The organism is Acinetobacter sp. CY73, from assembly GCF_059515865.1.
Window position 1 is genome coordinate 1 of sequence record NZ_JCAKMZ010000028.1, and the last position, 24,170, is coordinate 24,170.

Annotated in this window: 25 protein-coding genes; 15 read left to right on the plus strand and 10 right to left on the minus strand. The window is 38.4% G+C overall.

Going from position 1 to position 24,170, the window contains the following annotated elements:
* A partial coding sequence (locus AC5YD2_RS12595; RefSeq protein WP_496126669.1) for an IS5 family transposase occupies positions 1 to 810 on the minus strand: 810 nt, incomplete at its 3' end.
* A gap of 464 nt (positions 811 to 1,274) precedes the next feature.
* On the opposite strand from AC5YD2_RS12595, the gene AC5YD2_RS12600 reads away from it, so the two are divergent.
* The 4 genes from AC5YD2_RS12600 to AC5YD2_RS12615 all read left to right on the plus strand — a co-directional run bounded on the left by AC5YD2_RS12600 (position 1,275) and on the right by AC5YD2_RS12615 (position 6,409).
* Positions 1,275 to 1,664 (plus strand): hypothetical protein, encoded by a 390-nt coding sequence (locus AC5YD2_RS12600; RefSeq protein ID WP_496126718.1) that lies wholly within the window; start codon positions 1,275 to 1,277, stop codon positions 1,662 to 1,664.
* Between the two features lie 464 nt (positions 1,665 to 2,128).
* Positions 2,129 to 4,153 carry a CocE/NonD family hydrolase gene (locus AC5YD2_RS12605; protein WP_496126670.1) on the plus strand — a complete coding sequence of 675 codons (2,025 nt, stop codon included), beginning with the start codon at positions 2,129 to 2,131 and terminating at the stop codon, positions 4,151 to 4,153.
* Between the two features lie 437 nt (positions 4,154 to 4,590).
* Positions 4,591 to 5,148, plus strand: a complete 558-nt coding sequence (locus tag AC5YD2_RS12610; RefSeq protein WP_496126671.1) for a hypothetical protein — start codon at positions 4,591 to 4,593, stop codon at positions 5,146 to 5,148.
* 484 nt (positions 5,149 to 5,632) lie between these two features.
* The gene (locus tag AC5YD2_RS12615) at positions 5,633 to 6,409 is read left to right on the plus strand and encodes a hypothetical protein (protein WP_496126672.1); all 777 of its coding nucleotides are present in this window, start codon (positions 5,633 to 5,635) and stop codon (positions 6,407 to 6,409) included.
* A 121-nt stretch (positions 6,410 to 6,530) separates the two neighbouring features.
* Here AC5YD2_RS12615 and AC5YD2_RS12620 read toward each other — a convergent pair whose 3' ends face one another.
* Together AC5YD2_RS12620 and AC5YD2_RS12625 are read right to left on the minus strand one after the other, a co-directional pair.
* Positions 6,531 to 7,484: a 2-hydroxyacid dehydrogenase gene (locus AC5YD2_RS12620; RefSeq protein WP_496126673.1), complete on the minus strand. Its 954-nt coding sequence runs from the start codon at positions 7,482 to 7,484 to the stop codon at positions 6,531 to 6,533.
* Positions 7,485 to 7,555: 71 nt separating this feature from the next.
* On the minus strand, positions 7,556 to 8,275 hold the full coding sequence (locus AC5YD2_RS12625; protein WP_496126674.1) for a TetR/AcrR family transcriptional regulator: 720 nt from the start codon (positions 8,273 to 8,275) through the stop codon (positions 7,556 to 7,558).
* 80 nt (positions 8,276 to 8,355) lie between these two features.
* Here AC5YD2_RS12625 and AC5YD2_RS12630 point away from each other — a divergent pair, with 80 nt between their 5' ends.
* Both AC5YD2_RS12630 and AC5YD2_RS12635 read left to right on the plus strand, forming a co-directional pair.
* Positions 8,356 to 9,468 (plus strand): fatty acid desaturase, encoded by a 1,113-nt coding sequence (locus tag AC5YD2_RS12630; protein WP_496126675.1) that lies wholly within the window; start codon positions 8,356 to 8,358, stop codon positions 9,466 to 9,468.
* A gap of 140 nt (positions 9,469 to 9,608) precedes the next feature.
* On the plus strand, positions 9,609 to 10,043 hold the full coding sequence (locus AC5YD2_RS12635; RefSeq protein WP_496126676.1) for a hypothetical protein: 435 nt from the start codon (positions 9,609 to 9,611) through the stop codon (positions 10,041 to 10,043).
* 5 nt (positions 10,044 to 10,048) lie between these two features.
* Here AC5YD2_RS12635 and AC5YD2_RS12640 read toward each other — a convergent pair whose 3' ends face one another.
* Positions 10,049 to 11,311: a hypothetical protein gene (locus tag AC5YD2_RS12640; protein ID WP_496126677.1), complete on the minus strand. Its 1,263-nt coding sequence runs from the start codon at positions 11,309 to 11,311 to the stop codon at positions 10,049 to 10,051.
* Between the two features lie 120 nt (positions 11,312 to 11,431).
* Between AC5YD2_RS12640 and AC5YD2_RS12645 the strand changes: the two genes are divergently transcribed.
* Together AC5YD2_RS12645 and AC5YD2_RS12650 are read left to right on the plus strand one after the other, a co-directional pair.
* Positions 11,432 to 12,220 carry a class I SAM-dependent methyltransferase gene (locus AC5YD2_RS12645; protein ID WP_496126678.1) on the plus strand — a complete coding sequence of 263 codons (789 nt, stop codon included), beginning with the start codon at positions 11,432 to 11,434 and terminating at the stop codon, positions 12,218 to 12,220.
* Positions 12,221 to 12,329: 109 nt separating this feature from the next.
* Entirely contained in the window at positions 12,330 to 12,896 is a 567-nt protein-coding gene (locus AC5YD2_RS12650) for a hypothetical protein (RefSeq protein ID WP_496126679.1), read from the plus strand.
* Between the two features lie 58 nt (positions 12,897 to 12,954).
* On the opposite strand, the gene AC5YD2_RS12655 is transcribed toward AC5YD2_RS12650, so the two are convergent.
* Positions 12,955 to 13,389 carry a protease inhibitor I42 family protein gene (locus tag AC5YD2_RS12655; RefSeq protein ID WP_496126680.1) on the minus strand — a complete coding sequence of 145 codons (435 nt, stop codon included), beginning with the start codon at positions 13,387 to 13,389 and terminating at the stop codon, positions 12,955 to 12,957.
* A 109-nt stretch (positions 13,390 to 13,498) separates the two neighbouring features.
* Positions 13,499 to 14,092 (minus strand): hypothetical protein, encoded by a 594-nt coding sequence (locus tag AC5YD2_RS12660; RefSeq protein ID WP_496126681.1) that lies wholly within the window; start codon positions 14,090 to 14,092, stop codon positions 13,499 to 13,501.
* A gap of 344 nt (positions 14,093 to 14,436) precedes the next feature.
* On the opposite strand from AC5YD2_RS12660, the gene AC5YD2_RS12665 reads away from it, so the two are divergent.
* A complete protein-coding gene (locus AC5YD2_RS12665) occupies positions 14,437 to 15,114 on the plus strand; it encodes a class I SAM-dependent methyltransferase (protein ID WP_496126682.1) in 678 nt (225 codons plus the stop codon).
* Positions 15,115 to 15,117: 3 nt separating this feature from the next.
* On the opposite strand, the gene AC5YD2_RS12670 is transcribed toward AC5YD2_RS12665, so the two are convergent.
* The gene (locus tag AC5YD2_RS12670) at positions 15,118 to 15,585 is read right to left on the minus strand and encodes a Holliday junction resolvase-like protein (protein WP_496126683.1); all 468 of its coding nucleotides are present in this window, start codon (positions 15,583 to 15,585) and stop codon (positions 15,118 to 15,120) included.
* Positions 15,586 to 15,716: 131 nt separating this feature from the next.
* Here AC5YD2_RS12670 and AC5YD2_RS12675 point away from each other — a divergent pair, with 131 nt between their 5' ends.
* From AC5YD2_RS12675 to AC5YD2_RS12695, 5 genes are all read left to right on the plus strand, one after another.
* On the plus strand, positions 15,717 to 16,361 hold the full coding sequence (locus AC5YD2_RS12675) for an AAA family ATPase (RefSeq protein WP_496126684.1): 645 nt from the start codon (positions 15,717 to 15,719) through the stop codon (positions 16,359 to 16,361).
* 124 nt (positions 16,362 to 16,485) lie between these two features.
* A complete protein-coding gene (locus tag AC5YD2_RS12680; RefSeq protein WP_496126685.1) occupies positions 16,486 to 17,598 on the plus strand; it encodes an AI-2E family transporter in 1,113 nt (370 codons plus the stop codon).
* Positions 17,599 to 17,703: 105 nt separating this feature from the next.
* Positions 17,704 to 18,315, plus strand: coding sequence for a superoxide dismutase [Cu-Zn] SodC (gene sodC / locus AC5YD2_RS12685; protein ID WP_496126686.1), 612 nt, complete (start codon positions 17,704 to 17,706; stop codon positions 18,313 to 18,315).
* Between the two features lie 219 nt (positions 18,316 to 18,534).
* A complete protein-coding gene (locus tag AC5YD2_RS12690) occupies positions 18,535 to 19,071 on the plus strand; it encodes a hypothetical protein (RefSeq protein ID WP_496126687.1) in 537 nt (178 codons plus the stop codon).
* 280 nt (positions 19,072 to 19,351) lie between these two features.
* On the plus strand, positions 19,352 to 19,648 hold the full coding sequence (locus tag AC5YD2_RS12695) for a DUF3817 domain-containing protein (RefSeq protein ID WP_496126688.1): 297 nt from the start codon (positions 19,352 to 19,354) through the stop codon (positions 19,646 to 19,648).
* 162 nt (positions 19,649 to 19,810) lie between these two features.
* On the opposite strand, the gene craA is transcribed toward AC5YD2_RS12695, so the two are convergent.
* Both craA and AC5YD2_RS12705 read right to left on the minus strand, forming a co-directional pair.
* Positions 19,811 to 21,040: a chloramphenicol efflux MFS transporter CraA gene (craA, locus tag AC5YD2_RS12700; RefSeq protein WP_496126689.1), complete on the minus strand. Its 1,230-nt coding sequence runs from the start codon at positions 21,038 to 21,040 to the stop codon at positions 19,811 to 19,813.
* Positions 21,041 to 21,219: 179 nt separating this feature from the next.
* Complete coding sequence (locus tag AC5YD2_RS12705; RefSeq protein WP_496126690.1) at positions 21,220 to 22,080, minus strand: pirin family protein; 861 nt, start codon at positions 22,078 to 22,080, stop codon at positions 21,220 to 21,222.
* Positions 22,081 to 22,298: 218 nt separating this feature from the next.
* On the opposite strand from AC5YD2_RS12705, the gene AC5YD2_RS12710 reads away from it, so the two are divergent.
* Positions 22,299 to 22,682, plus strand: a complete 384-nt coding sequence (locus AC5YD2_RS12710; RefSeq protein ID WP_496126691.1) for a hypothetical protein — start codon at positions 22,299 to 22,301, stop codon at positions 22,680 to 22,682.
* 45 nt (positions 22,683 to 22,727) lie between these two features.
* Here the strand turns inward: AC5YD2_RS12710 and AC5YD2_RS12715 are convergent, their stop codons facing one another.
* A complete protein-coding gene (locus tag AC5YD2_RS12715) occupies positions 22,728 to 24,131 on the minus strand; it encodes an AbiH family protein (RefSeq protein WP_496126692.1) in 1,404 nt (467 codons plus the stop codon).
* Positions 24,132 to 24,170: the final 39 nt, after the last annotated feature.

The following is a 24,170-nucleotide window of genomic DNA, read 5'->3' on the forward strand; positions in this document are numbered from 1 at the left end:
TTTGATGCAATGCATCTTGGTTTCCACCAAACTTCGACGATGATAACCAGACCACTTTTTCCAAAGCGATCTTCCTAGCCGTTTGACTGTTTTCAATAACTCATTGCGTTCTATAGACCTCGCTTGTTGATCTTTCCAAGGTTTTGCATTCTTTCTCGGTGGAATGACCGCATATGCATCTCGATCTAAAATGAGTTGTCGGCAGTGCTTCGTGTCATAAGCACCATCTGTATAAACAGAATCAATTTGTTCATCCAAGGGAATTTGAGCAAGTAAATCTTCAAATACTTGAGAATCACTGACATCATTTGTGGTGAGTTGTACTGCACGTATTTGCAGGGTTTTAGCATCTATAGCAATGTGAAGCTTACGCCATTGGCGACGATATTCAGACCCATGTTTCTTGCATTTCCATTCACCTTCACCAAGAAACTTCAAGCCAGTAGAATCTACAAGTAGATGCAGCCCATTACTACTTTTTTGATAGCTAATCGCAATATTAATATGCTTCTGTCTACGACAAAGGGTGGAATAATCCGGAGCTGTCCAATCTAATCCACAAAGCTTAATCAGGCTTTGAACAAAACCTGTAACCATGCGTAAAGAGAGTCGAAATAGAGATTTGATCATTAAGCAGCATTGAATCGCTGTATCGGAATAGGTTTGATTTCGACCTTGCTTGCCTTGTGATTGTGCATACCACTGAGTCTTTGGATCAAACCAAATGGAAATATTGCCTCGATTAATTAAGGCTCGATTATAGGATGACCAATTGGTTGTATGGTAGATTTTAGCTGCAGGTTTATTCATTTTGAAATTATATTGCTGAATAAGCCTTACATGCTAGGTTTATGCAACAAAGCCATGTGAAATTAAAAATAGCTCAATATATATTAATTGCTTTTTTCGCTAATCTACCGTTTATATATTTATTTACTCAGTAAAAAATTTCCACAAAATTGGCGATTTGATTTTTTAAAAAAAAAGATAATTCTATTCAAATGATTTTTTATCCTCCAAACTTCTATATTAGACTAAAACTATAGACATGCCTTCAATCAAAAAGCTGTGTCGAATTGACTTTAATCCTACTCCTTATCACGTACTTTTATTAGCTCTGAGTAATGCAAATTCTATCCATATACGATCTCATGACTGGAATCGTTAAGTTACTTTCAACCTGCCACTCACTAAACTTCAACCATCTAGCTATATCCAATCTTATTTCAAATTCATATACTTAAAATCAATTTGATGGAAATATAAGACATATGATGAAAATCCAAAATTTAGTTATTTCAGCTTTAACTTGTTTAACCCTTACAGCATGTTCAACGACACCATCAAACCCTAACGCCCCTACCGTTTTAGAACAACACAAAAACATCGCTGTTGAACCTGAAACCAAACACAATTTGGCACGATTGATTAAACAATCGAACAACTGCCTCATCGAGTTCACAGGTAACTTTGCAACAGGTAAAGCCACTGAATATTGGCTATTTCAAAACAATCAACTGATCTCAGCATTCACCAAAGTCGATGCACAAGTTGAAGACCAAAGCACTGTATTTGATCCACAAGATCCCGAAAAGATCAAAAACTTCCATGCGCTCAAAAACAACTTCAAAGTATCGAACTTAAAACAATGTGAAAATATCTAAGAGCAGATCTTTAAACCTTGAGCAAGATTTAAACAACACTTTCCAAACCATCAGCACAAAGAGACATACTCTTTTTGTGCTTTTTTATGCGCTCAATTCATCAAGCTTGCTATTGGCGAAATACATCAAGATTGAGATTGCTTAACAATTTAGAATTAAAGAATAATCATTTAAAAATAGACGGATTTATATACACTTATATTTTATATAGTGGCTAAAGAGTCATAACTTCCCAATAAAAATAAGTCACTTAATCATTTTGTTTTCGCTATTCCGACAAAATGCACACTTAAATCTTGTTAGAAAAACTAAACAGTGATACAACATTTAAGCCTGATAAAAATTCATATTTTTAACCCAAAAAGGCAAATGAAACACATAAAAAATTGGGAATAAAAATACGAAGACTATTCCTTTCCTTATTTAAAGCACTGTGAAAAATAAATCGAACAAGGATTTGTATCATGAAATTGCTCAACTCTTTCTATACCGCTTTAGGTATAGGTGTCACGATACTTGCGACATCCATCGGCATAGCGAACAAAACACTTAGCCCAACTCAAAATGTCAATTCAGATTTGAATTATCTTACGCCACAACCTGCACCTTTGAATCCATCTAACCCAAGTACAACCTTACCAGGTACAACGATTTCGTTGAAAAATACGCAGTTGGGTACACGTCATTCACCGAGCAAAGCGCAAGTTCCTTTGCTCACCAATGCCAATGCGCAATGGCAACTGTATGATCGCCCTGCGCAATATCCAAAATCTGTCACGCTTCCACCACAGTGGATTACTATGCGTGATGGCACTCGACTTGCGGCTTATGTCACCCTACCTGCGGATGAATCTGGTCGTCCAATTAATGAAAAATTCCCTGTCATTCTGATACAAACTGCATATAGCGCAGGTACAGCAGGTAAGGTTTCAGCGATTGCAGGTGGTGCCGATCCTGAAATGGTGAAACGTGGTTATGCGACTGTGGTTGCAGACGTGCGTGGTACAGGTAATTCAGGCGGTAAATGGGAAGCTTTTGGTAAAACTGAACAGCAAGATGCCTATGAAGTCATTGATTGGTCAAGTAAGCAAAGTTTCTCTGACGGTAAAGTCGGTTTATACGGCGTTTCATATTTAGGGATTACAGCAGTGTTGGGTGCAACGACTCAGCATCCTGCGATTAAAGCAGCCTTCCCGATTGTCCCGATGGGCGATGCATATCGTGACATTTTGTTCAATGGCGGTCAGCTGAACAGTAACTTCATTCCGCTTTGGATGAGCTTGATTACCATTTTGGGCACATTACCGATTGATACATTGGTACAAGACCCAATCACAGGTAAATTAATGGCACTGGATAAGATTAAAAACAGTACCGAGTTCCAAATCCCACTCTTCACCGATGCATTCAAAGGCAAAGCCAATTCTTTTGACAATGAATTTTGGGAAGAACGTTCACTGTTAGAACAGGCAGATAAAATTAGCGTACCGACCTTTATTGTCGGTGGTACACGTGATTTGTTCCAACGCAGTGAACCGCTATGGCATGAAGCGTTGAAAGACCACACGACGGTTAAAACCTTCATTGGTCCTTGGGCGCATATTCAAGCAGCACAACTGTTCCCGAGCTTGCCAAAAGGCAATGTTCCGCGTTTAGACAAAATGCAATTGCAATGGTTCGACCAATATTTAAAAGGCATGAACACAGGCGCAGAAAGCTTGCCAAACGTGACCCAATGGGTGCATGGCTATGATCAATATGTGGTGAGTACAGATTGGCCACATGCTGCGATTGATCCAGATCGTTATTTCTTAAACAATCGCGGTAATCTTGTAAAAGATCGTCCAACCAATACTTCAGGTGAAAGCTACTTACTTCAAGCACCGACCTTTGGTCTATGCTCAAGCACAACTGAACAAGTGTTGATTGGTGCGACGTCTATCTTGCCATTCCCATGTCTTGAAAATAGTAATCTGTCTAATATTCCTGCTTCAGTCTTCAACTCTGTACCTTTAACAGAGGACTATTACTTAAATGGTCCTATGCAGGCTGATTTGTGGATTTCATCAAGTTCGAAAGACAGTGGTTTAGTGGTGCGTGTCTCTGATGTAGACCCTAAAACAGGCAGTGCCAAGACTTTGAGTACAGGGATTATCACAGCATCGATGCGTAAAGTAGATGAATCACGTTCACGCTACATTAAAGGACAAATGATTCAGCCTTGGCATACGTTTAAGGAATCGGATGTTCAACCTTTAGAGAAGAATAAGCCTGTACTGGTGAGTATTGAAGTTCCAGCAACTGCGGCTCTGATTCCTAAAGGACATCGTATCCAGATCTCTGTGGTTTCAAGCGATGTATGGAAAGGCGTTGCGCCATTACCAAGTTTAACCTCTTCACTCCTAGGATCGATTTCGATTTACTCAAACTCGAAATACCCATCCAGTGTTGTTCTTCCTAAAGTACCGACTCAATATTTAAAGAACTAACTTGAAGAATTAATTTTCATTTTTGATGATTTGAAAAACCTGAATACTTTCGAGTATTCAGGTTTTTTAAGGCTTAAATTAGCGCTTAAACACAGTCTTAAATACGGTCTTAAATATGCTTTTGTCGATGGTTAGAATGGAATTCATAGGCTGTAATCGGTCTTTTTAGAATGTGATTTTCTCACTTACACAGCTTTACTTTGTAAATAAAAAACTTAAGCACAATTTAAATCATGCAAATAAAGAACCACTTACAAATTTTTCAATGGATTTGTACATTCATAATCTGTTCATGATTGTTCATACAGCGTTGATTGCCTGTGTGTGTTTAATCTCAAATCCAATATTGAGTGTATTTAGCCTTTACTATGCTTTCTGTCTGATCCCTGATGACCATTTTAATCGTCATTCAGGAAAACCATATAGGAGACAGATCCATGAACAACATAATGAAAACCACAGTTCTAGCAACAGCTTTAATGACTTCAGCTTCAATCTTTGCGAACATAACTTCGACCACAGGTGCATCCGTGAATGGTCAAGTCAGCACATCTGCTGAAGTAAATACTAAGAATCAAGGTGTGATCAGCTCTTTAAACCAAGGCATTCACAATGCTGCTGACAAGGTGGGTCATGGAATCGAAAAAGGCGTAGAAAACACGCGTGAATTTACCAAAGATAAATGGCAAGACACCAAACAGTTTAGTTCTGAGAAAAGTGCTGTAGCGAAAGAAAAAACCCAGCAGGTCAAAGATAAATGGTCAGAAAAGTCTGAAGCAAGCAAAGAAAAGACCAAACAAACCCAAGACAAATTGGCTGACAAAACTGAAAAAGCTAAACAGCATACACAAGCAGGTTGGAACAAAACCAAAGAGGCTTTAAGTCCTAAATCTAAAGAAGTTGATACGCAAACAAGTTCTAATCTCGAAGTCAACACACCAGTTGGCAGTGCAAAAGCAGGTTTGAACACCAATGGTAGCATCCAAGCACAATAACTGTGTTTAAGCCCAAGATCATTGAGTGAATCACCTATTTAATCTTGTACTTTAAGACTCAAGCTGAATGGTGAGTAGAATGCTTAGTCCCTGATCACCTTTCTACCCACGACAATCAAGCCGATGATTAAGTGATCTCTAGCCTTGGTCATCAGCAAAATACAGCTCACCTAGACTTGTCTCTGGGTGGGTGGTATGCCAATTTAAACTCATGTTTTAAATCTCGTATCGACTCAATTTCCGCAGCAGAATTGAAAGATAAAATTAAAACGATTCATCCACCCTATTGCTCTCGTCATTCGTTATTTGAAAAGCGATGGTGCTTTACATCATTGTTCAATAAACGCCAAAAATACGATTTATACTGTCTCTAAACCTTGAGCCTTGATTCAAGATGATCCAATGTTTAAGCGAATCACTTTTGATTGAGCATGTATAAGTTCAATTCAGTATACTCAGCTGAATAGAGAGGGAATATTAAGAAATGAAAAACAACACTTTGGCTTTAGTTACAGCCACACTCTGTTTAAGTACTGCATGTTTGAGTACTTCTGTTTTTGCTCAACAAGATGCTGCGCAAAAAACCACGCCTGCTTATGGCGACAATCCAAACTTGATTAAAGTTCTCGCTGTAAAAGCACAAGATAAAATCCAAACGACAGCTGAAAAAGTCGGCGCCGTTACTGAACGTGGTGTTGCAAATATCAAGCCGAGTGTTGATCAAGCATGGCAAAATACTAAAGAATACACCACTGAAAAAGCTGTGATTGCGCGTGATAACACTCGTCAAGGCATCGACACTGCTGTCCAAAAAGTCAAACAAAGCAAAGACAACCTGAGAGGTAAAGGTGGCGTTCCGATTGAGCGTGGCAGTATGAGTCAAGGCTCTACCGCTCCGATGAGTACCCAATTTCCTGTGGTGAACACAATCCCTGTATCGCCTCAAGTGATTGAACCTATTCCAGTTTCACCAAACTTACCTTCTACAAGCTCACCGTCTGCAAGCTCAATAACATCTGATGTGCCAGTACAAGATACTCAAAGCAATAATACCCAAGGTACAAATACTCAAAGCAATATCCCAAATAGTAACCCTCAAAACAACATCGAATTTTCTGAATCTGAGATTCAACGCCAGTCTATTCCGATTCAAAGTTCGAGTGCATCAGCGCCAGTGAATGTTGAAACACCTGCATCATCCGCTACGCCTTCTGCAGTCCCTCAAAAATCTCAAGAGGATGACGTTGGTGTTCCTCGCTAATTGGATTGGATCTATTCAGAATAATTTCATTGAGCGCCTATAAATAAAAAAGCCCGAATAACGGGCTTTTTTATTGAGTTATGAATACACGTCAATTGACTAAAGCATAATCATCAGCATGTTAATTCACTTGTCGTATCGGTTGATTGTTTTGAAATGCTTTTACATTTTCAGTCAGTTGTTGCACGATCCGTTGACGTGCATCAACACTGCCCCAAGCACTGTGCGGGGTAATAATCAAATTCGGAATATCAGTATTGAGTAATACATTGCCCTGTTTCGGTGGTTCAACTGTGAGCACATCTGTTGCTGCTCCCGCGATTTTCTTTTGAATCAATGCATCAGCCAACGCTTGCTCATGAACAATTCCACCGCGTGCACAATTGATCAGGAAAGCACTGGATTTCATGAGATCAAAAGCCTTTGCATCGATTAAATCTTTGGTTTCATCCGTTAAAGGACAATGCAAAGACACATAATCAGCCTGACTCAATAATACATCCAATTGAACTCGACCTTGTCGTTGTGGTCGGTTCGGCAATGCGCCAATGATCACTTGCATACCAAACGCTTGAGCCAACTGAGCAACGGCCTGTCCAAGTTCACCGTAACCAATGATGCCCAGTGTCTTCCCTGCAAGTTCCACAATCGGGTAATCTAGCAAACAGAATTGTTTAGCTTCTTGCCATTTACCCTGCTGAACAGCTTGGTGATACTGAATGACTGATGTCGAAAGTGCCAACATCAACATTAAAGTATGTTGTGCAACCGCAGAAGTCCCGTAAGCCTGACAGTTACAGACCACCACACCGCTATGCTTCGCTTGAACCAGATCCACATTATTGGTGCCAGTTGCAGAGATCAAAATCAGCTTAAGCTGTGGAAGCTGTTGGATGATTTCAGCCGAAATTCGAACTTTATTGGTGATGACGACATCGACATCTCGAATTCGCTCTAACACTTGATCTTCATTAGATGCTGGATAAAGTGTTAGATTTTCAAAAGCAGCATGAAGTTTCGAAAAATCCAAATCATTCTGATCAAGTGAGGCATAATCTAAAAATACAGCTTTCATAAGGTGAGAATCTCATTCCAATCGAATTACCTTTCAGGCTCACTATGCTCGATCAACTATAAGCGTGCAACTCAATCTTGAACCTGAGGAGTGATTTTTTTGACTTGATCAAGATTAAAGACATTGTTCTTTAAGGCCGCCAGATATGACATTGCAATACGATAAGCTTCCTGACAAATCTCCTCTGAAATATAACTTTCGGTGTAATAACCATGCTTCATACAGGTAAAAATAAGCTCAATCAAAATCGTCATCGTGTCTGGTTTCACTGGAATAAATTCATCAATATTGAGCATCTTTAAACCTTGACGCATCGTCTCACTGACTTTTTGCAGTTCGACTTGATATTCCATAAATGAATGCTGAGTTACTGCTCCGCCTAAAATCAGAATACTCGCCACATCAGAATCATTATAAAACTTGGCTGTCGTTCGAATCATTTCAGCAGTGATTAGAGGGCCGTAGACAGTAATCGGTTGGTTTGGATGATCCAAAACCACTTGCATGCCAACGGTCTCTAATTCGTTCAGGAGCACTTGCAAATACTGTAAGGCAATATGCCTGAGCAAGTCGTATTTCGTCGGGAAAAACTGATAAATACTGGCACGAGGAACACCAGATTCGTTAGCAACTTCTGGAATTGAAATTTTTTCCAAGTCCATATTTATCAACATTTTTTCAGTTGCTGCTACGACTTTTTCCATGCGCTTTAGTGTGCGCTGTTGTTTTGGCAAATTAAGTGGTTTGCTCATTATTTTTGGTACAACAGTTGACTGAGTTTGACCCATCATATACTCTCTCTAAAAATCCGACATTTGTTGGATTTTTATACACATTCCTTGCTATTCCTAGTTCACAAAGGAAATTGGATATGAATTTACCGCTTTCGGATGTAAATATGTCAAGCCAACAAAAATTTAAATTGTTTGCTGACCCTGAAGATGAACAACGCAACCATCGCATCCGAAAAGGTATTTTGGAAGCGGGTAATCAATTGCGCGCTCAACATCCTTGGTTAGTCAAATATCAAGACCAAATCGGGATGGGTATTCTGATTACATCCGTGACGGGCATTATTTTTAATATTACCCAATATGCACGTGGGAAAATGCCTTGGTATGTGGCAGTTTCACTTTCTGCATTTTGGATGTCTATTTTGCATGAATTAGAGCATGATTTGATACATCAAATGTATTATCGCAAAAATAAAAAAATAAATAATGCGATGTTGGCGACTGTTTATGCGTTTAGACCGAGTACGATCAGCCCTTGGATTCGTCGTGACATTCATTTGCATCACCATAAATCGTCAGGTACGGCATCCGATATTGAAGAGCGTGGCATTAATAACGGCGACAAATGGGGCTTAAAGCGCCTGATCATGACCGGTGATAACATGCTGGCGATAGCGCTACGTCCATTTACGATGTTGAATGCCACCAATGAATATGCCAATGCACAAAAAGATTTGGGTTTAAAAGACAAACTCAAACTAAAAGCAAAAATGGCACTTGGCTATACGCCCTTTGGCAATATTCATTATGGTCTTTGGTATAGCTTCTTATTTATGAGCATCACCAAGATCGGTATGAAAGCATTAAATATCAAGCAACCGAGCCATCGTATTTGGCGCTTCATCGATAAATCCACTAAATTCTATGCAGTGGCAATAGCTGCTCCAAATTATTTACGGACTTTAAGTCTGCATTTCACCAGTTCAAATATTCATTATTATGGCGATGTGGAAAATGGCAATGTGGTTCAACAATGCCAAATTTGGACTGATTGGCGCATGAAGCCGTTACAAGCTTTCTGCTTTAACTTTGGTGGTACACATGCGATTCATCACTTTGTGGTTCGGGATACATTTTATATCCGACAAGCGATTGCCAAAGATTGCTACCCGATCATGAAAGAAAACGGCGTTCGATTTAATGACTTCGGTACATTTAAGCGTGCCAATCGTCGTCTTGAACGAGCATAATCATTGAGATTTATTATCTAAGAGGAACGCTTGAGTTCCTCTTTTTTGGAAAAGTTTTTTTATCTAGCGTTTTTAACAGGATTTTTCTAATCTTTTACTGAGTACAATGTATTCATCCAGAAAACAATAAATAAAAGCCAATGAATTTAAAAGTCCAAATCAAACTTTGTGTATTGGCACTATTAACCGTTAGCCTCATTGGGTTTTCTAAAGAGGTCACTTTGGCTTCAATTTCAAATTTAGATCATGAAGAATTCAGATCAGATGAAGGTAATTATTTTAAACTCATCAAAATCAATACGCATTGCAGAATTGAAGCTCGCTTTTATGTCTCATTCGAAAATACCTTATATAGCTATATGTTTAATCAGACGGATTTAATTTCAGGGACAGAAAAAAAGTTTCGATACCAGTATCAAAAAGATCATGAAGGATCCTTACTGCATGTCACGGATGTTTATCAGTATTCGTCTTCGCGTTATGACTTAAGTGATCCAATCAGAAACGCTGAAATAAAAAAGGACTTTATCCGTTATAAAGCCCTTTTTTCTCAAGCATCACTTTCTCAATGTTGAGTTGCTTAACTCACCACAAATTGCTCTGTTTCACCAACCGTTTCAGCATCAAAGATACAATTCCCAGCTTCATCTGAACGCATATACAGCGCCTTATAACTTAAGCTATAAAAGCCTGAACCTTTCTTCACCACCAAAGGTTGCATATCCGAACTGAGTTCATCATCCAACTTAAACAGTTTGGTCACACGGCGATCATTCATACAAATCAAATAATCTTGCTTCTTCACTTCAAGCGTAGCCAAGCCGGTATTCTCAACATGCAATGGAATAACATATTTTCCATTCACATCAATCACTTGCTGATCATAACTCTCGATCTTTTGAGTAATCACATTAAAGACTAGGATTTTGCCAAAGCTGTCTTGTAGCTGTGTCTTATTTTCAAAAGGCAAATTCACCGAAATACCGAGCTTTTGCAAATCCTGCTCATCGACGCGTTTATTGGTCAATAAAATACGCGTGATGGTTTGCTTTAAACTGGCATCAAAAAAAGCACTGTCGAGTTGTAAGTCAATAGTTTTGAGAATCTTGCCTAAAGCTTCATTGTGATTACCCAATAGATGTGCAATCACACTACGATAATAAAACTTACTGTTCTTTTTGACATCACGAATTTGTTTATAGAAATACGTTGCTTCAAAAGGATGTTCAATAAAATCATGGAGTAGCGCTGAATTGGCCAATACTGCAATTGCATCATGACCCGTATAAGGTAGATGCAAAGTATGTAGCTGAGGAATCAAAGGTTTAATTTTTCGATAATGCTCACGATCCAAATCAAAATAAGGATCATAGACAATGATATATTCACATTCAGGGACAATATCATCCGCTTGAATCCGCATATCGCCATTGACTTCGGCATCGTAAAAATCGGTATAACGACGGTCTTCCACTTCTTCAGGATTGATCGAATATTGAGGTACCATGGCTACAACACGATTCATCTTAAAAGGTTTCGCGTATTTAATCGCAGCATAGCCACCCATTGAGCCACCATAGGACACAATGTTTTTATATTCAGCTAAGATCTCTTGAACGGCGTCCAATGCACCCATCATACTGGCATGTGGAAACCAAGATTTTTGCTTTGGCATAAAGCCAATCACACTATATTCGTACTTACTTAATGATTTTTCTGCATTGATGGATGTTCCTTTGGCACGTGTAATAAGATCGCCAAAAGAAAGAACCAACGTTTCAGTTGAACCTTTTAAATAAATTGCTCTGATGTGTTCATCTTCAAATACTATTTGCTTATCCATTGCAATTCCAAAAAAGGCACTCAATCTGTTGTTTGCAAAATGAATCAATCATTCACTTGCCTAAACATTCCACCAAGTGTCATATTTTATAGATACTGCACAGATAAAAAAGCGCAAAATATGACACATTCATTACATCCTGCTGCTCAAACTGGATTCAGTTCTGCTGCTGAACTTTATCAAAGCGTGCGTCCAAATTATCCTCAAGAATTGGTCAATTGGCTCACTGAAGACCTCTTACTCACTCACGAATCCACTGTGATTGACCTTGGCTCAGGTACTGGAAAATTCTTGGATTATTTAAAACAAACCACGCCCAACATTATTGCCGTCGAACCCATTTCAGAAATGCTTGAACAGCTGAAAATAGTACATCCTGAGGTACAAACTCAACAAGCCTTAAGCCACGATATTCCACTTAAAAGCAACAGTATTGATGCGATTTTGTGCGCTCAATCCTTTCATTGGTTTGCAAATATCGAAACCTTGCAGGAAATATATCGCCTACTCAAGGATTCAGGTCATCTCGGTCTTGTCTGGAATCAGCGTGATGAAACCGTGGATTGGGTTAAAGCACTGGCTGATTTTTTAAAAGACTATGAAGCTGATACCCCACGCTTTCACAGTAATGAGTGGCAAAAGGTGTTTCAAGCGCAAGCATTATTTGAATTTGAAAGCAAGAAGGTGTTCGTGCAACATCAAACTGGAACAGTGGAAGATGTTGTCAGTCGACGCTTACTGTCGACCAGTTTTATTGCTGCTATGCCACAACAACAGCAAAATGAAATGAAGCAAAATTTTGAAAGCATCGTTTTCGAATACACTTCAAAAAGACCTCAAGATCAAATTGAATTTCCCTATATGACTTATGCTTTTCATTTTAAGAAATTGAACCAGACAACAACATAGGATTCATCCAGTTCACGTATATTTGGATAGCAAAACCGACTGTTTAAATGCTCATTTTAGCACTCTAACTCAAACCTACTTTTATATATCAATAAGGAGTACTTCTATTATGCAAACATTAAAACTACATACAGCACTACTCCCTCTCATCATCGGTAGTACGCTGTTGATGACTGCCTGTACGCCTAAAGATGCGACGTCAGAGCATTCATCTGATTCATCGAGTTTAGATTCTAAAGACGGTTCAGACTTGAAGGATAAAACCGAAGCCAAATCCATTCAAAACTTTCCAGCAACACCTGATGACGCTCACGATATTCAACTTCTCACCACTTATCAAACGCAATTCGATCGTTTGAGTCATGATTTAGAAGCAGAACTGCAAAGTTTGGAAAAAGACAATAACCTCACTGACGAGATGAAAAGTCAACGTAAACATGACTTGATTAAATCATCACTGAACATGTTGAAAGAATTGGATTTAAAAACAGAACAAGGGCGCTATATCCAAGGTTTGTACTATCAATATTGGGAAAATCAAGCCAAAGTTTACCAAGAGTTAAAACAATCGGCTGACAATGAACTGGCGAATCCAACCGATGCGATTGAAGGCATGAGTGATTACTACACAGCTCAAGCACAGCTTCAACATTGGCAACAACAAAGCACTCAATAAAAAGTCGCTCAATGCATTGAAACGTCTAACACCTAGAAAAGGATCTCAGATCCTTTTTTTATGAAATTCGAACTCGGCATTGCCACTGTTGTTCAGGTTGTTGACTGCTTTCCCACGATCTCACATAAACCAACTCAATCAACTCTTGCCCGAATTTTTCAGCTTTAAAGTGGAAATTCTTTTCACCACCCACACCAACCATTCCCTCTTCAGCTTCCTTTTGCAGATATGTTTCTTCCGTCTTCAATAGTTTTAAAGGCTGTAAGAGTTTCCATTGGTAGCCTGTCGAAGGATTTTCAGGTGCTTGGAAATGTAGAACCTCTCCGACTTTCATATCGAGTAAAGTGGGACATTTTTGATTTAAAGAATAGTGATGTGTTTCAAGTTTTACACTGGTACTCGGACTTTGACAAGCGACCAATCCTAGACTGGAAATAAATATGGACAGGGTCGTTAGGCATAATATTTTAGGACTTAGCTTCCGTGTTTTCATGATGTTTAGCCTGCTTTTAGTATTTCCCTAAAACTATTGTTACCCCAGAACGAAATTTACTCGAAGCATTAAATTGTTCGCTTTTGATATTTTACACAAAGTCCTACGATTAAATATTTTGCTTCTCAACCCATTTGATCGAATCAACACGAATCAACTTGCATGCGCCATCGCCAATTCCGTTCCAATCTAATGCCGACTTCCATCTTAAATCTTTAGCATCAATTTGAACCAGGTCACCTTCTAAACGCACCAAATCTCCACGTTTCACTTGTTTGATTTGTTTCGCAATTTCAGGATTGGCTGGAATGATATGCATATTGCTGACTAACTGCGTAGCGAGTTTAGGTGGAATCGGTGGTTTCGCCATTTTCCAATTTAAGTAACGATCATATTGGTTAATCGAAATCTGTCGAGCAATGTCAGGATCTGTAAATAATCCTCGTGTTACCGCATAATCAATCGGTGAATATTTGGCTTGTTCATCATCATGATACTGCTTAGATCCTAAGATACGAAACTCACCTGAAAATGGCTCAAGTAATGAGATTTTTTGGTCCTTTAAAACAGGGGCTAAGCCATTGGCAATATTAAATTCACTGTCTAAGCCTGCTTGAACATTTTGATCAAATGCACTGGTCTGAGCCTGAGCATTCAGCCCAAACAATGCCATGAATACTGCAAATACCATAGGTTTAGACATTGCCAAATTCCTCTTCCATTACTTATCCATTACTTAACCGATGTAATTCATCTTGTTGAATAGTTGTTTTGTAACGGCGTTTCGTTACTCATTCACGATTCACGATTGCATGTTGGAGTGCCCTTTCAGATCATATTTAAGCCTTCATCTAAATACATAAATACAGCCAACAAGAATCAACATAAAATAGCCATCACTGCTATACACTCACTATACGTGTTAAAAATTAAATGAAAATTGAGAGTAAGTAACAATTGTGAATGCTTTAGTCAGTTTTTTGTCTTTCGCACTTGAATGAAATCTGATTAAAATCAAAGAACCACTCTATACAAGGCATTTGTGTAATGCTTTATAAACTGTATCAAAAACGTATTTTCCCGCATCTGTTAAATCAAGTCATGCAAACGCCCAGCTTGATGGACAGTCGACGCGAGTTACTCCTCCCCATTCAAGGTGATGTTTTAGAGATTGGTTTTGGTACAGGATTAAACCTACCCTTTTATCAAGGGGTCAATACGCTTTATGCACTAGAACCTAATCCAGATATTTTTGAACTTGCTTCAGAACGTGTATCTATAGCGCCGTTCTATGTTGAACATATTCAAGCGGGTGCAGAACAACTTCCCTTTGAGGATGAATCGCTCGATAACATTGTCAGCACTTGGACGTTATGTAGTATTCCCGATGTGGATGCGGCGCTACAGGAAATTCATCGTGTACTGAAGCCGAATGGCACATTACATCTGGTTGAGCACGTGCTCTACCATGACCATGCTCTGTTAAAACATATGCAAAACCTGCTCACACCCGTTCAGAAAGTCGTTGCCGATGGTTGTCATCTCAATCGAGATATTGAACTGAGCTTAGTCAATTCTCATTTTATTTTGACCGAAAAGCATTACTTCGATGCAGTCGGTATTCCCAAAGTTGGACGACGTATGTTATTGGCCCGTGCTCAAAAATTAAAACAATGTCGTTATTTTTTGATCTCTTGTGTACTTTCGATGTCCCATGATGACTAAGGATTAATCCTGAAAATCGATGCGTATCGTTTCAAATCGTACTTTTCCCTCTCGAATGGCTTGCGCAATGGCCATTTGCCCTTTGGTCAATCGAGCGCCACCACTTTTAATATCGATAAATACCACTTCGATATCTTCTGCGCGTCCATCACCATCTCGAAAGTCGGTATAGCCATCAAACACGACATAATCTATAGGATCACCTAGGAATTTGGCATCACTAGGTAGGTACTGAAACTCGGGCATAATAGGTGCCATTTGTTCAGCCATTTTCCCTTTTAGTACGGCTCGACTGGTGTTCACACTGCGTTTTTGTGCTTTAAGTAGAGCTTCTTGGTGTTCTAATTCAAGTTCTGCAATATATTGTTCATATTCAGCTTTTATTCTTCCATTTCTCGTACCCGATAAAATGATTGTCGTGAGCACAATCCCGATACAGGTACCGATTAACATCGCCATCCAAATGGACATGGTATTTCTCATCAACTGAATTATGCACAATGTAAACAAGATCTAGACTTTTGTCATGTAGACGCGCACTTACTAAAATTAATGCTAAGCTACAAATAGACCTCACTTGCTTACATTAGATTTTATAAATCATGAAAACGATACTTATTGCAAATCAAAAAGGCGGCTGTGGCAAAACGATTACAGCGATTACTTTAGCAACAGCTTTGGCTCAAAAAGGCTATAAAGTGGCTTTGGCAGATGCGGATAATCAAAAATCGGCATTGCAATGGTTAAAACAGCGTCCCGAAACGGCGACAGCGATTCAAAGTCTCGACTGGCGTCATGAAAAATCAATTGGCGAAGCACCCAAAAAAACAGATTATTTAATTATTGATGCACCTGGAGCACTTACAGGCGAACACGCCGAGCAATTGATTAGTGAATGCCATGCGATTGTGACGCCTCTGCAACCCTCTTTCTTTGATATCGACAGCACTAAGCGTTTTTTAAAGCATATTCAAGAGATTAAGCGTATTCGTAAAGGCAAAGTTCAAGTTCACTTATTGGCAAATCGTGTTAAACCCACAGGTGCAAGCGCCAAAGATATTCAACAGTTTTTTGCCAAGATTGATCAAGAGCCTGTGGCATGGATTGCAGAACGTGCAGCGTATGGTACTTTAGCGATGCAAGGTTTAAGTGTTTTTGACAAAAATCAAAAACTTTACTTAGCAATTCAACAACAATGGCAACCTTTGTTAGATGTTTTAATCGAAGATCAAGGTGACTGGTTTTAATTAGATCAACTATTTATTTAATTCTTTTTATTAATTTTCAGAGTAATATGAATTAAAACTTGAGTGCGGCGTATCGTGCTCCTTTTAAATCCTGCTGCATAGCTAAAATAGATTAGAGACATCAGTGCAAGATTTTAATCCGACATTACAACGCGCCTTATTGTTTGGTTTGTTTTTTATACTCCTCTATTTAGGTTTTGACATCCTAAAGTACTTTATTGTACCTGTACTTTGGGCATGTATTATCGCGTATATGACATGGCCAATCTATAAACGCATTCAACGTGTTTGTGGTGAAAATCGCCCATCCTTGAGCGCCCTGCTCATGACGACATTATTAACGCTTGTGGTCGGTCTACCTTTTACTTTTGCGATATTTATATTACAACATGAAGGTCGTAGCTTATTCTTTGATTTACAACGTCAATTGGCTTCAGGGCATTTATCTGTCCCCGATGTGATTCGTGAATTACCCATTGTTGGTAAAGAATTAGGGCGAATTATTAAAGAAATCAATGCTGACCCCAATGCCTTATTTAATAATATTAGCGTGTGGGTTCAAGGACATCTCAACTACGGTAAATTTGTTTTAGGTGAAATCACGCGCAACTTAGTCAAACTGGCTTTCGCGATCCTTTCTCTGTTTTTCTTTTATCGAGATGGCCCAACCATTGTCCATCAAGTCAGTAAGGCGATGGAAAAAGTGGTTGGTCCGCGTATTCAGCACTATATGGACACCATTTCTGAAACTACACGTGCAGTGGTTTATGGTGTGGGTTTAACAGCAGTCGCGCAAGCTTTACTTGCAGGACTGAGTTATTACTTTGCTGGTGTACCCAATCCAATGTTATTAACCATGTTAACTTTCATCATGGCATTGATTCCATTTGGCCCTCCGATTGCATATGGTGCGGTATCCCTCTGGTTATTCTCACAAGGTCAGACTGTAGAAGCGATTGGTGTTTTAGCATGGGGCGTGTGTGTGGTCAGTACCGCGGACAACGTGATTCGTCCATTGGTGATCTCAGGCGCAACTCAGATTCCATTCTTGTTGATTATGTTTGGTGTATTGGGTGGCTTAGCCAGCTTTGGTTTGGTCGGTCTATTTATCGGCCCTGTAATCTTGGCTATTTTATTGGCGATTTGGCGTGAATGGTTACATGAAACAATTGAACCTGAACCTGTTCCCAAAGCCACAATGCTCTACGATCTTGATGATGAACCTGATTTTAAATAATCATCTCGTTAATAAACTTATACATTCAAATACTTAATCAAAGTTGTAGTCCCCGCCTTATTTTGTTTCACTGAAACAGTATATAAAACAAAATAAGGATGGATTATGTTGCTTCAGACCGTTAAAAAAAATTCTCTTAAACTGACTGCGCTTAGTACTGTGCTCAGTGTTCTCATGCTGGGATGTAGTTCGAATCCTGCTGTAACCTCGCAACCAGAAGAAAGACCAAACGGAACAGTGTCTACAACTCATGCTGTTGATGTCCATGCTGTTGATGTCCATGCGGTATCTGCATCTGGGATTGGTGAAAAGATCGGTACGATCGAATTCAAAGACAGCGATCAAGGTCTTGTTCTGAATACAGATTTACAAAAACTCAGTCCTGGTTTTCACGGCTTCCATATCCATGAAAAAGGTTCATGTGAGCCTGCTGAAAAAGATGGAAAAATGGGGGCAGCTTTGGCAGCGGGTGGTCATTTTAATCCACAACAAACCCCACATCATGGAACACCCAATGATGGTCATTTAGGTGACTTGCCTGTACTTAATGTAGATAGCCAAGGTGTTGCCAAAACCACTGTGGTTGCTCCTCGTTTAAAACTCGCAGATGTGAAAGGTTTAGCCATCATGGTTCATGCGGGCGGTGATAACTATTCGGACTCTCCTAAGCCATTAGGTGGTGGCGGTGATCGTGTGGCTTGTGGCGTCATCAATTGATTTTTTATTCATTTGATCGCATTAAACTTTTCGGTAATTCAATAAATTTTGAATCTGGGCTTGTGGATAAATTGAGATTTATTCACAAGTCACTTTGAAGATTGCTGAGTCAGTACTTCAAATAAACCGCAGCTCTTTTAAACTCAAAATCAGAGGTGTGATGAAGCTGAGTTCTTACCTAGCACAACGGTCACTTTAATCATAATCATTCGAGCGTCTATGATACAGTCAGCCCATTCTCATCAGCCAAGAATAACCACCTTGACCGATATTCATCAGAAACGCGATGAAATCCATACGCTGTTCAGCAGTAGCATACAAGGTTGCCTAAATTGTAGTGACTTTATACAAGTCAAATATGCTGTGCTTCAGCACTTTAAAGAAGCGGTTAAATATATCAATCGGTGTATTCTCAGTATTTCAGAGAAACTTCCTTTATCTAATCTTCAACTGTTCAATCATGATGATTTATTTGGAACCATCGATACTGAGGCTCAATCGACAAACATTGAGTACACGCTAGATCAAATCGAAGTTCAACTTCGCGATTTAAGCGCTGCCATTGATCAATGGGTGTTTGTTATTCGTGATTACCCTGATATCGAAACTAAACCGCATACCCTTTTACTTGCTAAAGCAATGTGTGAAATTTTCGAAATCCAGCATTTTTATATTTACCCTTTTCGAGAAGATTTAATCCCCGATTTTTTAAACAAGGCAACTTTTAATCGTCATCTTGATCACCCCATCAAATAAATATTGATCCATCACCAGAACAATTTAGGCTTCAAATCTAATGCAGTATTGATTGATGACTCACGAATATCTAGTGGATGATCTGCTAAAAATTGGAATGGTTAAAAACATCTTCCGATTTAAAAAATCGTCTAGCGCATTCAACACAAAACCTAGTAATAACATCGGATTTAAATATTTTAAATACAAATACTTAGGTGAATATAATTTGTGATTTATGCTGTAAATCTAATTCCACTCAGGTACACTTTAACCTACATTTATTTGCTAGTCGTGAATCATGAATATCAAAACTTTGCGCTGGGTTGGTTTACTCGAAGGTATTTCATTTCTACTTCTACTCTTTATTGCAATGCCGCTGAAGTATATTTGGGACAATCCGATCTTGGTCAAATATGTCGGTATGGGGCACGGTGTCCTGTTTGTTGCATTTTTGGCTGTGCTTTTTATCGTGTGTGAAAAACAGAAATGGTCGATCCAAATTTTTATTTTAGGATTAATCGCTTCAATTCTTCCTTTTGGACCATTCATTTTTGATAAAAAGATTAAAAAGTTAGAACAAGAAAAAACAGCTTAAGTGAAATAGATGGTGCGATAAGCTCCGTTGCTTCAATAAAAAAGGTTGGAAAGATAATCCTCTTCCAACCTTTTTTAGATTCACATTTTAAAGCTTGAACTTTTGAAACTGAGTCTATGAAGACTTAGCCAATTTAAACTGAGTGTATTAAAACTGAGTGTATTAGAATTGCCCACCGAGCTTACGTTCTTGCATGATGCTTCTAACCACTGATCTTGGCACGGTGAACCATACTGCGATTAAAGCAAAACACGCCAATGCATAGGCCCACATATCAAAATGACCATATAACACACGAACAATTTCGATCACCACGAAAAATGCCACCATCATGATCATCCCTACTGCAGCGGCTACAGTGCCTTTAGATACCTCTGAAGCACTCAGTGAAAAACGATACAGTACCGAAAAACTGCAGCCTTCACCAAAGCTAATCAACGTCATACCCAGTATCAAACACCACAGCATGTAATCTTGCCAAATCACGCCAGCCATCACGATCAAAGTCCCGATGAGCATTAAAGGCAATGCCAACATCACCGTTCGACCTAGTGCCAATTGATTAATCACACGAATCAACACGATATTGCCTAGTATCAAAGCGCCCAATACAGGGACTTGTGCTAAACCATATTGCATATTGGTCAGACCCATTTGCTCGACCAAAATCACAGGCGACATCGCAATCCAGAGAATCAAGGGAATCGAAACCAGTGGTAAAGACAGTGCCAATGCCATAAAACGCTTATTACTAAACACGGCTTTAAAATCATCCCAAACATAACTCAACGGTTGTTTAGGAATACTGACATGCTGTTCAGGCATTTTGGCTTTGAGTCCAAACCAACTCAGTGTCGCCAATAATGTAATGCCAAGAAAGCCCCAATGCCATGACACATGTTCGATCATAAATGCGCCAATCACAGGACCGATCAGCGGTGCAATGAGAGAAATATTTGCCATGAGCGCCATGACTTTAATCGCGTCGCGTTCTTCAAAAATCTCTTGAATGGCTGCATAACCCACGGCGGAAATGATAGTTAGACCGATCCCTTGTAAAAATCGTAGTGCCAAAAATTGTTCTATGGTTTGTGTCATTAAGATCAACAAACAGCAAATCACAAAAAAGACCACACCACCGAGGAGTACTTTTTTACGTCCTAAACGATCGGACAAAGGGCCTAAAAACCATGCCAAGCACGCACCACCGAGAAGGAAGAACGACATGGAAGATGGCGCCCATGCGCTACTCACCCCGAACTCTTGAGTAATGGTGATCATCGCGGGTTGAACTAAATCATTACAGATATAGACGGAAAATTCGAAAAGTACCAGTGCCAATGGAAACATCATCGTGGCACGGGTTAAAGTTGCTTTTGAAGCAGTTTGCATTATGTTCTACATTTCATTTGAGCAAAGTAAAACTGATTTGTGTATTGAATGATCTACAAACAGATGCATTTCTATCAGTTTTTTTAAGGCTTTATTTTAGAATAAATTCGACTATAACATCACAGTTAATTGTTTCATGATGATTAAACAGATGCACTTTCTCAGTCTTAAAGCGCAGATTAATGCTGAATAAACGTATTGTTCTTCAAATCTTCATAGGCTTGCATCACCTCAGAAAATTCATTCATCACAAAGTAACCTCGTGCATAGATTGGTTCATTCAACGGCTGACCCGATAAATATAAAAAAGCCGTGTCTTGTAATGCGATGAGCTGAACATTTTCACCTTGATTCGACATGACTGCCATTTGATGCGATTCAACTTGCTCACTTGAGTCTGCGACCTTTAGTCGACCAGAACGTAGATAAACCATGGTGGTGCTTTGATTTTCTGCGGGCAAGATCATTGACGCTCCTGCCTTTAGACTCACATCCAGCACTCGAATTGGGGTAAGGGTTTGTGCAGGACCAATCACATCTGAATATTGTCCTGCAATCACTCTGACGAATGAGCCGTTCTCTAAACTGATTTTTGGAATCGTTGCATTCAATAAACTTTGATAGCGTGCAGGATTCATTTTATCTTTGGCAGGCAAATTCACCCACAATTGTAAAAACTCAAAACTTCCGCCTGCCTTGGAAAATGCTTCACTAAAGACTTCTTCGTGCAATACGCCTGAGCCCGCGGTCATCCATTGCACATCCCCTGATTGGATCACCCCACCCCCACCTGTCGAATCTCGATGTTCAATCTCGCCTTTATAGACAATGGTGACGGTTTCAAAACCACGATGCGGATGTTCAGAAACACCTCTTCTTAAACGAGTCGGCGATAAGCGTCCAGGTCCAAGATGATCGAGTAATAAAAAGGGTGAAGTGGTATTACCCAGTTGATAATGCGAGAACACTGAAGTGACAGGAGAGAAATCTCCGACTGCTCCACTTGAGTCTGGTTCATGTATAAATGCTAATGTTTTCATCTTATTTATAGTGTTTGATTTGGTTTTATCTTAATCAATCAGGGTGACTTCGACTAGAACATTCTCTCAATTTGTCTTGAGCAATTTATGGCATTAATTCATTTTTATAGGATAACAAGACCTCATAAAATCATTACACATCGGTCATTTTTTCAATTTGAAAGATTTTATTATTTAGTTAAACTACATAATCTAAAAAACGATAAATGCATAATAAAATGAAAAATTTAAATCCTAAGACTTCTTTGATCATTGGTATCGTGTTGCTTATTCTCAGCGCTTTTATGTATTGGAAATCAAATACACCGAATATCAGTACTGCCGATCAAATGCTCTGCAAACAACAACTTCAGCAAAAATATAACAATCAAGCAGATCCGCAACTTTTAGAAATGTGCAAAACTTCTGTCGGTATAGTTGCTCAAACTAAAGCCGAAGCCAGTGGTGCAACCTCTGCTGAGGAAATGGCGAAAGCCATTAGCCAAGCCAACCAAGGTGAAACAGGGGGAACCATGTTTATGATGTTCTTTGTTGGTCTCTTTTTATTAATTGGTGGAGTGCTAACGATTCGTGGGGTGCAAGGCATACTTGCGAAGAAGTAAAATATCCAAATAAAAAAGCATACTGGTTAGTATGCTTTTTCTACTTTATACCCCAAAATTAATTTCAGGATTTTTTTCAAATTTGAGCCAGCCCTTTTTCATCCAATGTTCAACTTTATCTTTTCCTAGAATCGCTAATAAATTATTGAGCAATAAAAATTTTGCTGGTTTATCAAAGAAGTAAACCGTCACTTTGACATTTCGATCTATATCATTGTTTAATGAAAATAAATCTTTGATATAGTCCTGATCGGAAACATCAAGCGAATGTCCCCATACTTCTATATTCAAATTGAGGCTTTCTAACTTGTTAATTGTTTCATTAAATTGTTGACTGCTTTGGTGCCTGTAATCTCTCGTGTAATTGCTAAAATTATTTTTGTATAATTTTACCTTTGAGACTTTTTCATCTAAAAATAAGTAATCTGTATCTTTGAACAATTTTTGATGATATTTAGTAAATCCAAAAGCTTTTAATTTTTTTAATTCTTCATCTTCTAAATCAGAAATACCTAAAACTATATTTTGATTTTCACCGAACCTACCATGTAAAAAATCAGTATTAACTGATGTATAAAATTTACGGAACGTATCTGTATAATTAAATGAAAAAATATGATCAGGTTGTACCCAACTGTGGGATTCAATAATAAATTTTGTCTTAGACTCTAATTTATTAATGATTAACTCCAAGTAAATATTGAATATCTCAATAAATTCTTCGAGTTGCTTATGTATTGAGTTGATAAAAATATTTGGATTTAATCCATTCTTAATTTTATTTCCATAACAAAATTTTGGATTAATATTTTTTCTACTAGACTCAATTTTTTGTTCGACTCCAGAAACTGGCATAAATTTATTAATTATTTTTTCATCTTTACTGAATTCAAAATAATTTAAAAAATCTAAATCATTGCCCTTTAGGTCTAAGTTAACAGCATTAAGGCCTGCTAAAAATTGAGTAACTTCATATAGATTTTCTAACTTTTTAAACTCTAATACACATCTTGAAAGAATTCTGAGCGCATCCTCTATCTTATTTTCAAAATCAATCCAAGTATCAATGTCTTTTAGATGAACCTTAAAGTATTGATACCACCCATTATTTTTAAGAAGATACTGTATTTCAATAATTTTTTCAAAATCCAACTTGATTGAATGAATTTCGTATATTGATTTAGTTTTATCTATGAACCCTTTTTCACGACATTTACTAAATAATTCATCGAAACCCATTTCATAATTCTTTTCATTTAAAGCTTTTTTAACTTCAAGAATTTTCATTAAAAGTGTAGGAAAATCATCAACTGAATTCCTAAATACATCTAAAATTGGTTGACCTAAATTCTTTTCTTCAATTGCTCTCATCACATCCATAAAATGATCGTACTTAGTAGGTAAGTAATGCGATAAATCAAATCCATTTCCAACAATCAAAATATTCATTCTTATAATCCCCAAATGCAAAAAAAGCGCATCAAATTT